At 46.2% G+C, this 14,726-nt stretch carries 8 protein-coding genes; 5 read left to right on the top strand and 3 right to left on the bottom strand.

The features are described 5' to 3' along the window. Positions 1-75: 75 nt before the first annotated feature. Positions 76-1,899: a DUF3413 domain-containing protein gene (locus R7O13_RS16105; protein WP_151515073.1), complete on the bottom strand. Its 1,824-nt coding sequence runs from the start codon at positions 1,897-1,899 to the stop codon at positions 76-78. A 252-nt stretch (positions 1,900-2,151) separates the two neighbouring features. Here R7O13_RS16105 and recC point away from each other — a divergent pair, with 252 nt between their 5' ends. The 5 genes from recC (at position 2,152) to R7O13_RS16080 (ending at position 12,712) form a co-directional block, all read left to right on the top strand. Then, a complete protein-coding gene (recC, locus tag R7O13_RS16100) occupies positions 2,152-5,643 on the top strand; it encodes an exodeoxyribonuclease V subunit gamma (RefSeq protein WP_318304328.1) in 3,492 nt (1,163 codons plus the stop codon). Positions 5,644-5,961: 318 nt separating this feature from the next. Beyond that, entirely contained in the window at positions 5,962-9,636 is a 3,675-nt protein-coding gene (recB, locus tag R7O13_RS16095) for an exodeoxyribonuclease V subunit beta (RefSeq protein WP_318304327.1), read from the top strand. After that, positions 9,636-11,783, top strand: coding sequence for an exodeoxyribonuclease V subunit alpha (gene recD / locus R7O13_RS16090; RefSeq protein WP_213898562.1), 2,148 nt, complete (start codon positions 9,636-9,638; stop codon positions 11,781-11,783). Before recB ends, recD begins: the two co-directional genes overlap by 1 nt. 156 nt (positions 11,784-11,939) lie before the next feature. Further along, complete coding sequence (locus R7O13_RS16085; protein ID WP_213898561.1) at positions 11,940-12,314, top strand: hypothetical protein; 375 nt, start codon at positions 11,940-11,942, stop codon at positions 12,312-12,314. A 26-nt stretch (positions 12,315-12,340) separates the two neighbouring features. Then, positions 12,341-12,712: a hypothetical protein gene (locus tag R7O13_RS16080; RefSeq protein ID WP_031780957.1), complete on the top strand. Its 372-nt coding sequence runs from the start codon at positions 12,341-12,343 to the stop codon at positions 12,710-12,712. Between the two features lie 48 nt (positions 12,713-12,760). Here the strand turns inward: R7O13_RS16080 and R7O13_RS16075 are convergent, their stop codons facing one another. Together R7O13_RS16075 and argA are read right to left on the bottom strand one after the other, a co-directional pair. Beyond that, positions 12,761-12,949: a hypothetical protein gene (locus tag R7O13_RS16075; protein WP_005380230.1), complete on the bottom strand. Its 189-nt coding sequence runs from the start codon at positions 12,947-12,949 to the stop codon at positions 12,761-12,763. A 400-nt stretch (positions 12,950-13,349) separates the two neighbouring features. Further along, positions 13,350-14,687 (bottom strand): amino-acid N-acetyltransferase, encoded by a 1,338-nt coding sequence (argA, locus tag R7O13_RS16070; protein WP_012841478.1) that lies wholly within the window; start codon positions 14,685-14,687, stop codon positions 13,350-13,352. Positions 14,688-14,726 lie beyond the last annotated feature (39 nt).

Here is a 14,726-nt window from a genome sequence, read left to right as displayed (position 1 = left end):
ATAGCAGATAGGAAAAAGCCTCTTGGTCTTACAACCAAGAGGCTTTTTTATTTCAATCGGCGTCGATGTCGGACGCTAGCCTTTTTTGTAAAATCGCGACATCTCATCCAGAGAATGACGAATGATATCGACAGGAACTTTCTGTTCTTTCTCGACTTTTAACTGGCGATTCAGTTGCTGAGAGTGCCCGCCAGGGTTGACCACAAGCATCAGTTCTTTGCCGACCAATGCATAGTTGTAGTAGCTGCCTGCAATATACCAATCGCGAGAGGCTGAGCTATCAAACAAGTTATGACCAACGCTGTATGAACTCGTTGTGCCTTGAACGTCAAACAGCGTATTCATCATGGTTGGCACGACGTCAAAATGGGTCGTGCGGTAATCAACTTGCTCTGGCTGACGATTTGGCATGTACACGTAAAGAGGCACATGCACTTGAACGTCACTGTAATTACCCGTGTGGCCCCAATAGTTCATCTTATGGTCGTTAAACTCTTCACCATGATCTGATGAAATCACCACAATGGTGTTGTCTAAGTCGACATTTTTCAGCACATCACCAATCAAGTTGTCGATGTAGTACAACGAGTTCTTGTATCGATTGTGGTAAAGCGAAGCGTCAAAATCGTTGTTGAGCAAAATGTGGTCAACGCGTTCCCAGTATGGTTTGAATTTCGCAAATTCAGGTTCAGGAAACACCGTGCCGTGGGCGGCATCGTAGAACAGAAAACCAAAGTACGGCTTGTCGCTGTCCTGCTTTTGGAACTCGATGAACTTGTCTGTTATCTGCTGATCGCGCTCGACAGCTGTTTCTCCAGTTTGTTTCAGGGTCAAGTCCGACACTTTTTTGAATACCGTGCGAGAAAGTGGCGGGCTGGTGAGCGGTGCCGAGCCAAAAATGCCCATGCGGTAGCCTTCTGCTTGCAGCGTATCCATAAAAACAGGAGAGCGTTGGCTTGCGTAAAAGCTTTCCCAGTAGGTCGCTGGCAAGCTGTAAAACAGGCTGAAAATACCCGCTTGAGTTGAGTTGCCGCCGCTCATATGTTGTGTGAAATTCACTGTTTTTTCGGCGAACTTGCTGACATTTGGCATGACTTCCGGCGTCGCATCACTGTAGCGCCACGCGTCAACCAAGATAAACAAAACATTGGGTTGCTTCTCTTTGCTTTGCACTTGAATGGGCGCAAGTGGGTAGTTGAGTGAGCTACGTTCAATGTTGGTTAACTCTACGCGGTTCTTCGATGCAATGTTCTCATCCACTAGGTCGTGTTTGTAAATAAATTTACGAGCCGTCAGCGGGTAGTAAAGTGGCCAGTTATTCGAAAACTGACTGACTTCATCGTCGTAAAGCGCGTTTTTGTACGCATGAATCATCTGTGTGCTGAGCAATACAGCAAACCAGATGCTGATCAAAACGAACTTAGCTCGGCTTTCTGACAGTTGATTACTTACCCAAACGGTACAAGCGAGCCCGATCACCAGAATGGCAATTTCACTGATGAAGATTAGCCAACTCATCCAAGAAATATCGAAGACATCACCGCCACCTTCGAAAAACATACGGATTAATAGAGCGTTGATGTGAAGTTTGTATTGCTGAAAAACGAGGATATCGACTTTAAACATGATCAATAGACAGATCGCGATAGCGATCACGATGCCTTTGAATACTCGAGTCGGTAGAAAAGAGAGCAATAAACTCAACAACATAAATGGAAGAGCGATCAAGCCCAGCCAGCCATATTGAGTCGAAACCAAATAGTAACCTTGCAACAAGGTTAGCGGTTCATTCTGATTGTTAGACAACACAAAAGGATAACAAGCGATCGACAGATACACTGCAAAGCAAGCAAAAAAAGCAATCAGCCAAGCGCTGTTGGAAGACAGTTTGCGAAACATACTTTTTGTTTGTTTATAAATTATGGGTAGAGGGAGTATAAAACAGTGTTTTTTATTATGGAATAGTTGCGACGAATGTCACATTTTGTATGGAAGTGTCAGACTTGATTGACATGTGAAAATTCAGAAGATTCATACTCTATTTGAGTGATATATAACCTTTTGTTTTTTCCGAACGCGAGATCACTGCGGGTTTAAATCGGGCTGTGCTAAGCTTGCTAGCAGTTTCCATTGGCATTCGGTGCTCCTACTTTGTTTACTGTCTATCACTCCAATCAGGTCGATGTTCTCAAATCACTTCTTGTTGAACTGATTCGCATCAATCCATTAGAAAACCCATTCGAAAAAGAGCAAATTCTGGTTCAAAGCCCGGGCATGTCTCAGTGGTTAAAAATGGAATTGGCGAAAGAGTTTGGTGTTGCCGCGAACATTGATTTTCCGCTTCCTGCTACCTTCATTTGGGAAATGTTTACGCAGGTGTTGCCAGACGTGCCAAAACGCAGTGCGTTTAACAAAGAAGCCATGACGTGGAAGCTGATGCATTTGCTTCCGGGGTTGCTCAACGAAGCATTATTCGAACCTTTGGCTCGCTATCTTCAAGACGACAGTGACAATTCCAAGCTGTATCAATTGGCAGAGAAAATTGCCGATATTTTCGATGGCTATTTGGTGTATCGCCCAGAATGGATTGCAAGCTGGGAAGCAGGACAAACGGTGCCTGAACTTGAAGACGAACACCCATGGCAGCCAGTTTTGTGGCAGGCATTGTACGACCACACGGTTACCCTTGGGCAATCGCCTTATCATCGTGCCAATTTGTACGAACACTTCATTGATACGCTCGAAAACTTCAACGGTAACTTTGACCATCTGCCGAAGCGTCTGTTTGTATTTGGTATCTCTTCACTGCCGCCACGTTACATGGATGCGCTAAAAGCCATTGGTGAACACATTGATGTGCATCTTATGTTTACCAACCCTTGTCGCTATTACTGGGGTGAGGTACGCGATCGTAAATTCTTAGCTCGCTTAGCAGCAAAACATCGCCAGCACGTGGTGTGGCAAGAAGACCATTCTGAAGTGCAAGGTGAGACTGAGCAGTTAAAAGGTTCACTAGAAGAAAACGTGGTGGATGAGCTGCATACCGATGTGGTGGGTAACAGCTTGTTGGCGTCGATGGGTAAACTTGGACGCGATAACATGTATCTGTTGTCGCAGCTCGAATCCCATGAGATTGAAGCTTTTGTTGATGTCGAGCGCGACAGTCTGCTCCATCAATTGCAAGCGGATATTCTCAATCTTGAAGAACATCAAGATGACCAAAAGATTGAAAATAGTCATCACAAACCAGTGGTTAGCTTGGGTGATAAATCACTGAGCCTACACGCTTGTCACAGCCCGATGCGTGAAGTGGAAGTGCTGCATGATCAACTATTGGCGATGTTCGATGCCGACTCAACGTTAAAACCGCGCGATATTATCGTGATGGTCGCGGACATCAACGCTTACAGCCCTGCGATTCAGGCGGTCTTTGGTAACGCACCGGGTGAGCGTTTTATTCCCTATTCGATTTCTGACCGAACCGTCGATCAAGAGAGCCCAATTCTGGCCGCATTTATGCAGTTGGTGAACTTACCCAATACGCGCTGTTTGGCATCAGAACTACTCGAACTTCTGGAAACTCCGGCGATATTAAAGCGTTTTGAACTCAGCGAAGATGATTTCTTACAAGCTAAACAATGGGTTGAAGAATCGGGAATTCGCTGGGGGTTGGATGCCAATACCGGAAGCGAATTTGAACTGCCGGAAACCCGTCAAAACACATGGCAATTTGGTATTCAACGCATGTTGCTTGGCTACGCGATGCCAGAATCCGCAGGTTTGTTTGAAACCGAGCAAGGCAGTTTATCTCCGTACAACGAAGTGCAAGGCATGGGCGCAGAGCTGGCGGGCAAGTTGGCACACTTTATCCAACAAATTAGCACTTATCGAAGCAAACTTTCTCATGTTCAGACTATTGATGGTTGGCGAGAGACTTTGGTTTCACTGCTGGATGACTTCTTCTCAGTTGAGTTAGAAGGCGAAATGGCGCTCAAATCCATTCGCGATACGCTCAGCCAACTCAAAGAGCAATTAGCTGATGCCGCATTTGGTGATGCGTTATCGCCGTCGATCATCAGCCAATACCTTCAAAACAAATTATCTGGCACACGAGTCAGCCAGCGCTTCCTGGCTGGTCAAGTGAACTTTTGTACCCTGATGCCTATGCGATCTATTCCGTTTAGAACCGTATGTCTACTGGGGATGAATGACGGCGTGTACCCGCGTTCCATGCCGCCAGAAGGCTTTGACTTGATGACGGGAAGAACCAAACCGGGCGACCGTTCGCGCCGAGATGATGACCGTTACCTATTCCTCGAAGCAATGCTATCGGCACAGCAAACGCTCTACATCAGTTATGTTGGCCGTTCAATCCAAGACAATACCGAGCGAGTGCCTTCGGTTCTGGTTTCTGAGCTGATGGAATACTGCCACCAAAACTATTGTTTAAGTGGTGATGAAGCGTTGCCCGTTGATGAGTCTGGCGACAACTTATTAAATGCGTTGGTGAATACCCACGCCATGGTGCCGTTTAGCCCAAGTGCGTTCCAAGGCATGCACACCAGCTACGCGAAAGAGTGGATTCCAGCGGCATTGACTCAAAGCAGTCAATCGCAAGGCTATGTTCGTCCTGATTTTAATCGGGCATTAGACGACTATCTGTTAGGAGCGACGTTCCCACTTGAGCTCGACTTAGTCGAGTTGCAACGTTTCTGGCGCTTACCTGTGCAGTATTTTTTCAATCGTCGTTTAAAAGTAATCTTTGAACCGCCACTGCCGGTGATGGAAGACGACGAACCCTTTGTTTTAGGTGGTTTGGAAAGTTATCAAATGCGTGATGAGCTGTTAGAAACCTTGCTTGAAACGACATTGATGCAGCCAGAGAAAAAAACAGAGGTGCTTAAACACTTTATGAGTCAACAGCGCGCGCAAGGCAAACTGCCGGTGGGGGCGTTTGGTGATATCGAGTTTGAAACCAACCGAGTTCAGGCGGAAGAGCTGGTGGACAAACTGGCGTTTTTATCTGGTGCGCCTCAAGACGATTTGGAAATCGACCTGACGTTTGACTCTTTGTTTGAGCGAAATGAAGGCGAAGAGAAAAACGTTCGCCTGACTGGTTGGCTGACTCAATGCTACCAATCCGGTTTGATTCGCTACCGAAGCGGTAAGATTCGAGCGCAAGATTACCTTGCAGCGTGGATCGATCACCTTGCCATGTCGGCGTCGGGTTATGCCAAGAAAACTCATCTGATTGGCTACGATCGTAAAGAAGGCGCGCTGCATTTGATCTACCCAGAAATTGCCGATGCTCAGTATGCCAAACAGCTACTGACTGAATTAGTTCGCTTATTCTTCGAAGGCATGACTAAGCCTTTGCCTTATTTCCCGAAAACGGCGTTGGCTTGTGTTGAAGCGGGCTTTAGCCGCGGTCAGTGGGTCGATGACGAAGAGAAATCTTTGAAGAAAATGGCTGACGCATTCAATGATGGCTTCATGAGCCCGGGCGAAGGCAATAATGCGTACATCTCTCGAATTTGGCCTGCTTGGAATGATGAGTTGGCTTCAGAAGTTCGTTTGCTGACAGCATTAGTTCTGCAAGGTGCGCGCTTAGCGGTTCAAGACGCTGATGATGTAAAAGCGTGATAAAGAAAGTTGGATAAAGAGAAGGGTGGCCGCCAGAAAATCATTATTTTTTGTAGGGCGTTCGCTGTACGGCCACAAGGTCAGAGGGACCATGATACTTTTGTTTAATTCATTTGAGTTGTGCCGCCAAAAAGGTTTGGCTTATCTCGTGGGGCGCATACTAACGGTACGTCTTATGGATAACCGTGAGAAAGATCTCACAAAGCTCTAAATTATCCAACTTGTTAAACATATTAATAGAATTTTTAACTATAGATCACATTTATTAGGTGATACGTCCTAGTAAATAATCCGGAGAGATTCAGCGTTATGGATCAAATGTCAGGTGCAGAGTGTCCTCTACATACGTTAGACCGCACAGAGCAACCTCAACCAACGCCACTAGAACCGATGACGTTTCCTCTGCACGGTGCGAGGTTAATCGAGGCATCAGCAGGTACAGGTAAAACCTTCACTATTGCAGGTTTATATCTGCGCCTTTTGCTTGGTCACGGCAGCGCGGAAACTCGACATCGCGTACCGCTTACGGTCGACCAAATTCTGGTCGTAACCTTTACCGAAGCGGCAACTGCGGAATTACGCGATCGTATCAGGGCAAGAATCCATGATGCGCGAATCGCGTTTGCGCGTGGACAGAGTTCCGATCCGGTGATCCAACCTTTGCTTAATGAGTTTGACGATCACAAGCAAGCCGCAGAAATTTTATTGCAGGCAGAGCGTCAGATGGACGAGGCGGCGGTCTACACCATTCACGGTTTTTGCCAACGTATGCTAACGCAAAATGCGTTTGAATCTGGCAGCCGATTTAATAACGAGTTTGTGACCGATGAAAGTCACCTAAAAGCGCAAGTTGTAGCCGATTACTGGCGCCGCAATTTCTACCCGTTGCCATTTACCTTGGCTGGAGAAATTCGCCAGCTATGGGGCTCTCCATCTGCGTTGTTGTCTGACATCAGCAATTACTTAACCGGCGCGCCGTTAAGCCTTTCTGTTCCAGCAATGAAAGGCAGTTTGGCTGATCTTCATACTGAAAATTTGAAAAAAATTGATGAATTAAAAGCACAGTGGCGAGAAAGCCAAGATGACTTCTTCACGCTGATTTCAGATTCAGATATTAACAAACGTAGCTATACCAAAAAGTCTCTGCCGACGTGGTTGGAGGCGGTAAACGCTTGGGCAGCAACGGAAACCACAAGTTACGATTATCCAGACAAGCTGGAGAAATTCGCGCAAAACGTCTTGTTGGAAAAAACACCGAAAGGCAGTGCGCCGCAGCACGCGGTATTTGAAGCCATTGAAACATTTCTTGCTAACCCAATCAGCTTAAAAGCGCCACTGCTTGCTCATGCGATTGAGCATTGTCGTGTGATGCTGGCCAACGCGAAAAATCAAAAACAGTGGCTCTCTTTCGATGATTTGCTAACGCAACTTTCTGCTTCTATCGATACGGACGAAAGCGAGCTTTTAGCGGCGCGTATTCGTACTTTGTATCCTGTCGCAATGATTGACGAGTTCCAAGATACCGACCCGCTTCAATACAGTATTTTCAGCCGTATTTATCTGAACAACCCGGAATGTGGTTTGTTTATGATCGGGGACCCCAAGCAGGCGATTTATGGCTTTCGTGGCGCAGACATTTTCACTTACATCAAAGCGCGTAACCAAGTAAGTGCCCACTACACGTTAGGAACCAACTGGCGTTCTAGCGCAGATATGGTGCAGGCGGTAAACCAAGTATTTGCTTTGCCAGACAGTCCATTTATCTATGATTCGGACATTCCGTTTTTACCCGTCAACTACAGCCCAAACGCTGAAAAACGCATTTGGACTATGGGTGGCCAAAAGCAACCAGCGCTGACTTATTGGTTGCAAGAAGCGGACGATAAACCGCTACCAAAAGGCGAGTATTTGACTCGAATGGCAGAGGCGACCGCAAGCCAAATCCAAACCATTTTGACGCAGGCTCAACAGGGGCAAGCGTGTCTGGTGAATGGCGAAAAACAGAAAGCGGTTCAAGCGGGCGATATTGCGGTGTTGGTTCGAACAGGTAGCGAAGGTCGCATGATCAAACAAGCGTTGGCAGACCAAGGTATTGCCAGCGTGTACCTGTCTAACCGAGACAGTGTGTTTACCAGTTCGGTGGCGCAGGATCTACAGCGTCTGCTGCAAGCGGTGCTGACGCCAGAAAATGACCGTGCGCTGCGTGCAAGTCTTGCCTCTGAGCTGTTTGCCCTTGATGCAGCAAGTTTGGATGCACTTAATAACGATGAAATTGTGTGGGAAAACGCCGTAAACGAATTCAAAGAATATCGCAAACTTTGGATTCAACGTGGTGTGCTGCCGATGTTGCGCGCGGTGATCAGCAAACGCCATATTGCCGAGCGATTACTAGAAGAAGGTGCGAGTTCACAGGGTGAAAATGGTGAGCGAGTACTTACCGATTTAATGCACATTGGTGAACTGCTTCAACACGCCAGTAATGAACTGGATAGCGATCACGGTCTGCTGCGTTGGCTCGCTCAGTCTATCAGTGATGCGGAAAACGGTTTGGGTGGCAGTGATGACCAAATCCAACGTTTAGAATCGGAACGTAACTTAGTGCAGATCGTAACTATTCACAAATCAAAAGGCTTGGAGTATGACCTCGTATTTCTGCCGTTTGTGTTCAGCTATCGAGAAGCCAGTGAAGCCAAATATTACGATGCAGCCAATGACCGCACGGTACTGGATATCACTGGCAACGATGCGTCCATGAAGCAAGCGGATAAAGAGCGTTTGGCGGAAGACTTACGCTTGATATACGTGGCACTAACGCGTGCTGTTTATGCGTGTTTTATTGGAGCCTCGCCTTTGCGCAATGGTCGTTCGACCAAAGAGCCAACTGGCGTACACCGCAGTGCGATTGGCTATTTGATTCAAAATGGTCAAGAAGGTGGCATTAACGATTTGTACCAAGGTTTAACAAAGCAACAAAACGAGCTTGATTGTGTCGTTGTGGCCGATCCGCCGCAGCAACTCGAAGACAAGTACGTAGCGCCACAAGAAGAAATACACGATCTTAGCGCGAAAGAGCTGCAAAACCCTATCGATAGAAACTGGCGCATCACCAGTTATTCTGGCTTGGTCAAGCAAGGCTCTCATCACGCCGAGCATGATGCCACGATTGAGATTACGGGTTTTGATATCGACTCATCTGAAGAACAAGACGAAACGGATTTGGTGGAGCCAGAGCGTTCTATTTTTACCTTCCCTCGTGGTGCGCGTCCGGGTACGTTCCTGCATAGCCTGTTTGAGGAAATTGAATTTACTCAGCCAGCCACGACGGAAGAGAATACACAAATCATCCTTGGTTTGATGGAAAGCGAACAGCTCGATGAAGAGTGGTTGCCCATTTTACAGCAATTGATTGATACCGTACTCGCAACGCCGTTGGATGGTAAGTCTTTGCTGCTGAATCAAAAAGCACCGTCGCAACGTTTGGTGGAGATGGAATTTTTGCTGCCGATTGAAGTTTTGTCTGCGCCGGCGTTAAATCGAGTTATTCAACGTCACGATCCGTTGTCGGCGAAAGCGGGGGATTTAGGTTTCCAAACCGTTCAAGGCATGCTCAAAGGTTTTATCGACTTGGTGTTTGAACATCAAGGTAAATACTACGTGCTTGACTGGAAATCGAATCATCTTGGCGACGATGTGACGAGCTACCATGGTGAGGCTCTGAAATCGGCGATGGCGGATCACCGCTACGATTTGCAGTACCAGATTTATGCGTTAGCACTGCATCGTTTCCTACGCAGCCGATTGGCGAATTATCAATATGAGCAGCACTTCGGTGGCGTGTATTACTTGTTCTTGCGCGGCATGGATGGGCAGAGTGACCACGGCATTTTTGCCGCGAAACCAACTTTCGAGTTCTTACAAGAGATGGATCGTTTGATTGATGGTCAAGCACTCGAAACGCGCTCAACTCAAGCTGGGCAGATGGAGCTACTTTAATGACGACAAATCACAATCTTCATTCTGGCCAAGATAGTCTATTGGTAGTGCTGGAACGCTTGGCGCACAAAGGTGCTATTCGTCAGCTCGACTACCAATTCGCCTGCTTTATTGATTCTCAAGCGCATGATGAATCGTCGGACAGCCAAGCATTGGCGTTTATCGCTGGTGTTGTCAGTAGTGAGCTCGGCAAAGGACATATCTGTCTGTCTCTGTTCGATGCACAAGGGCAATCTGCGGATTTAGCCAGTAAGTTAGGGCTGTTTGGTGAGTCGGCATTGGCGCTCAACACACAGTTGCAAGGCATAGACTGGATTCAAGTATTACAAAATTCCAGCGTGGTCGGCGCGCAAGGAGAAGCCTTGCCTTTAATGTTCGATGGTGAGCGTCTGTATCTGCATCGCTATTGGCATTATGAAGTGACACTGGCGGAAAAGCTCAATCAGTTGGGCGCCGAAGTTAACTTGCAACCACAAGAGTTTGCGCGATTATCCGAGTTGCTCAACCATTTGTTTGCACGCCAATACCATTTTCTGTTTAACGCGTTAGGCAAAGCAGTAGAAGCGGGAAGCAGCAACCAAGTGTTGCGTCAACAATTGGTGTGTGACCACCTTGATGTGGTCGCAAGCGAATCGTTGGATTGGCACGCGATTGATTCCGTGCTTAGCAATGCGCGCAAGGTTCAAGATTTGCAAACACTGGATGAACTCGTGCCACTCTCAGCTTGTGTGAACTGGCAAAAAGTCGCGGCGGCGGTTGCGTTAACTCGTCGATTTGCTGTGATTTCTGGTGGCCCTGGTACGGGTAAAACGACGACAGTAACCAAATTGCTTGCTGCTTTGATTGAACAGGCGACGCAAGAGAAAAATCTAACCATCAAGCTGGTGGCCCCGACGGGGAAAGCGGCGGCGCGATTAACCGAGTCCATTGGTAAAGCGGTGCAAGAACTGCCAGTTTCTCCGGAGCTAAAAGCCAAAATTCCGACTGAATCGAGCACTTTACATCGGTTGCTGGGCGCGATTCCTAATAGTGCAGAATTTCGTCACAACAAGCAAAATCCACTGCATTTGGATATTTTAGTTATCGACGAAGCGTCGATGGTCGATTTGCCAATGATGTACAAAGTAGTCGATGCCTTACCGAAACATGCGCGGCTGATTTTGTTAGGTGATAAAGACCAACTTGCCTCAGTTGAAGCAGGGGCTGTGTTGGGTGATATCTGTTCGTTCCATGCATTGGGTTATGGCAAAGAGCAGGCGTCAGCCATCGCAAAACTGACGGGGTTCGGTACTTTAGCTCATACGGGTAACAGTGCATCTAGCATTGCCGATAGTTTATGTATGCTGCAAAAGAGCTACCGATTTGATGCTCGCTCAGGCATTGGTCAGTTGGCAAAAGCGGTTAACTCAGGTTCTGCTGCGAGCGTAGATAACGTCTGGGCGCGTGACTTTTCCGATATCGAACATTTCGCACTAAGTAGTCAACATTATAACCAAATGATGCAGACGTTGGTGCAGGAATACGGTCGTTACCTCAAACGCATTGGACAACAGGAAACTGATCCTAAAACCGGAGAGCCAGAGTCGCTAACGCACAAAGCCAAAGCGGTGTTAGATACCTTCAACCAATGCCGGTTGCTGTGCGCGATCCGTGAAGGTGACTTCGGTGTGGCTGGGCTAAACCAACGTATCGAGAAAGCGCTCGCAGCGCGCAAGTTCATTCAAGTTCAGGATGAAATTTGGTATCACGGCAGACCCGTCATGGTTACGCGTAATGATCACGGTTTAGGTTTGTATAACGGTGATATTGGTATTTGCATGCGAGATGACACTGAAGAAGAACCGCGTTTGAAAGTCTTTTTCGAGTTACCTGACGGCAGTGTGAAATCGGTCTTACCGAGCCGAGTACCTGAACATGAAACGGCTTACGCCATGACCATCCATAAATCGCAAGGCAGTGAATTTGATTACACCCTGATGATTTTGCCACCAGACTTTAGCCCGATATTAACCCGTGAGTTGATTTACACAGGCATTACCCGCGCGAAAAAGCGTTTAGCTCTTTATGCCGAACTCAATGTCCTGAAGCGAGGCATTAAGGTGAAAACGACTCGTGCGAGTGGGTTAGTAAAGCGGCTTACGAATTAATTTTTACTTGTGATTGTGACATTTTCGAAGATGATTCTTTGTGGCGGGTCTTATATTTGCCATTTCGTTTTCATGCAAAATGGATTGTTATTGAGTAAGGCTCTTTCTTAGCGATATATTTCTCCTTTCTCATTCACATATCAAAGGCAGCTGAATATGGGATTGCTCGACTCGTCTTTTCTAACCTTCTTTATCGCCGGAGGAGGCACGTTTTTATGGTTCGTTATTATCGGAGCAATTTTTATATTTTTTATACCACTAAAGGTGAAGCGGTTTGCTTTTAATCCGAAACATTATTCAGAAGTAGAGTTAGCTTTAGTCTCGGGTTTTCACTTTGGTGCTTTAGTACATAGTGTAGGCTTAGTTGCGGCGGTCGCTTTACCAACTTTAGCGAGGAGAAGGGGCTTTGCTGATATTCATCAAGTTTGCTCCGGTCTATTCATCGGAATTTGCCGTATTTATATAAGCGTTTTATTGCTTCTAGCTATGATCACTTTAGGCTCAATGGTGGTTTGGATGTCTATTACTTGAGAGCTGGAATAGAAGGTCGGTGAAGTTTGCAGTTATTAGAAGTTTCTTTTATTACATTTTTTGTTGCAGGTGCTTTGTTAGTTTTTTGGTACCTGATAGTAGGTATTTTGCTTATTGTTATCACGCCGCAAAAAGTAAAGCACTATGCGTATACTAGTGAGCACTATACAGATATTGAGCTTGCTTTAGTTTCTGGATTTCACTTTGGGGCCTTAATACATGGATTAGCTCTTGTTGCCGCAGTTGCATTTCCTAAGTTGGCCAAAAAAAGAAAGCTAACAGATATTCGTAGAGTTTGCCCAAAGTGGTTCATAAGTATTGGGCTAGTGTACTGGACTATTTTAATCTTTATCGTAGTCACTATTTTTGCATCTTTGTTAGCTATGATTTTGTTTTGAATTGATTACGTACGTAAAAGAAGACCGAGCTTATGGCTCGGTCTTCTTTTATGCATGTTTTGCAAACGCGTTGGTAAAAGACACGCTGCGTATTTTGTATTGCTGTTGATAAGCAAGAATAAAATCTCGGATAGCGTCATTTACGGGGAAAACACAGTGGACGTCTAGGCCTTCTAAAAACTGATTGTCAGCCATATCCCAGAAGCTTTGAAGCGAATTACAAATGATTGTTCTCATAACAGTGCTCGTCTCGGCTTATTTAAAGTCAGATTAACAACTGTCCTTGGTGTGCAATACGGAGCTAACTAGTTTTTCAATTGCCCAGTATTTTAGGGTGAAGGCTACATTACATCACCTAGATCCATTCGTATTGGTTAAAAACCAATCACTAGCGAGCAGAGTATAGCCAACCAAATGTATATTTAAAAGATAAAATTGGAACGAAAATCAAGCAATGGTTTGCGCATTTCTAAGTTGGTGTTTATATGATGACTCGCTAGCTCGAAGCAGGATTTATGTGAGGCCTTACTCCAAAACAAACTTGATGTGCAGGATTGAGCGTCAATGAGCTGAATCCCGCACCTTGAGGTTTTGGTATAGCGGAACGTTAAGTTTCGCTCCCTGATTTAAGGTTAAGCTATAAATCTAACGCTAAGATTTTTGACTTACGCTGGAAGTTATATAACCCTTGTTTGGCTCCAGGCAAATAGTCGACACTGACTTCGTAAAAACCTTGCTCTCTAAACCAATGCAAACTGTGTGTCGTGAGGACAAAAATCTGATCAATGGTTTCGGATTTAGAACGATGTTTCATGTAGTTGAGCAGTAACAAACCTCGGTTTCCATCACGATAGTCAGGGTGAATCGCTACGCAAGCCATCTCAGCTTTACGCTCTTCTGGGTATGGGTAAAGGGCAGCACAGCCAATAATCAAGCCGTCTTTTTCGATGATGGTAAATTTTCCAATCTCTTGCTCTAGCTGCTCTCGAGAGCGCCTAACCAGTACACCTTGTTCTTCTAACGGGCGAATGAGGTCTAAGATACCGCCAATATCGTCAATATTAGCTTGCCTCACTTGTTCAGCACTCGCCATAACAACTTGGGTTCCGATGCCGTCGAAAGAGAACAACTCCTGAATTAAGGCGCCATCTACTTTATAACTGATCAAGTGGCTACGAGGTACTCCGGCACGGCAAGCGGCAATAGAGCCTTTAAGAAAGCGCAGTGTTCCTGTGTTGTAATCTAGATCAGGAGACGTATTTTCAGAGAGCGTTTTGATGACATGCTCCGCCTCAATTGGCAGTAATTCGGCGACAGCATTGCCGTTGTCATCAATGACACCTTGTTCGGAGCAAAAACCAATCAGCTTATCCGCACCCAGCTTTATCGCCAGTTGTGTCGCGACTTCTTCAGAAAGTAAGTTAAAACACTCGCCAGTCACAGAGCTAGCAATGGGGCCAAGTAGCACAATAGAGCCTTGGTCGAGCGTGCGATTAATCGCGTCGGTGTCAATGCGGCGAATGCGTCCACTATGGCAATAGTCCACACCATCATCAACGCCGAGTGGCTGAGCAATGATGTAGTTTCCGCTAACGACATTGAGCTGGGTGCCTGCCATCGGAGTGTTGTTGAGGCTCATTGATAGGCGCGCAGTAATCGCAAGTTGAAGTTGTCCGGCAGCTTGCATAACAACAGATAAAGCCGATTCATCCGTAATGCGGATATTTTTGTGGTAAGGCGTAGTGAGGTCTTGTTTTTCTAGCAGCTGATTAATTTGAGGACGTGCACCATACACCACCACGACTTTGATTCCGAGGCTGTGCATGAGTGCGATATCATTAATAATATTGCCAAAATTTTTGTGTGCGACGGCTTCTCCGCCCAGCATGATCACCATGGTTTTTCCGCGGTGAGCATTGACATAAGGTGTTGATTGACGGAATCCTTTTACGAGAGCAGTACTACGAATTTTCACTACAGCCATTCCTTTGTTTAATTATGTTAAAATAATGCC

It is taken from the genome of Vibrio sp. Y176, assembly GCF_033438945.1.
This window is presented reverse-complemented; position numbering and strand designations above follow the sequence as displayed.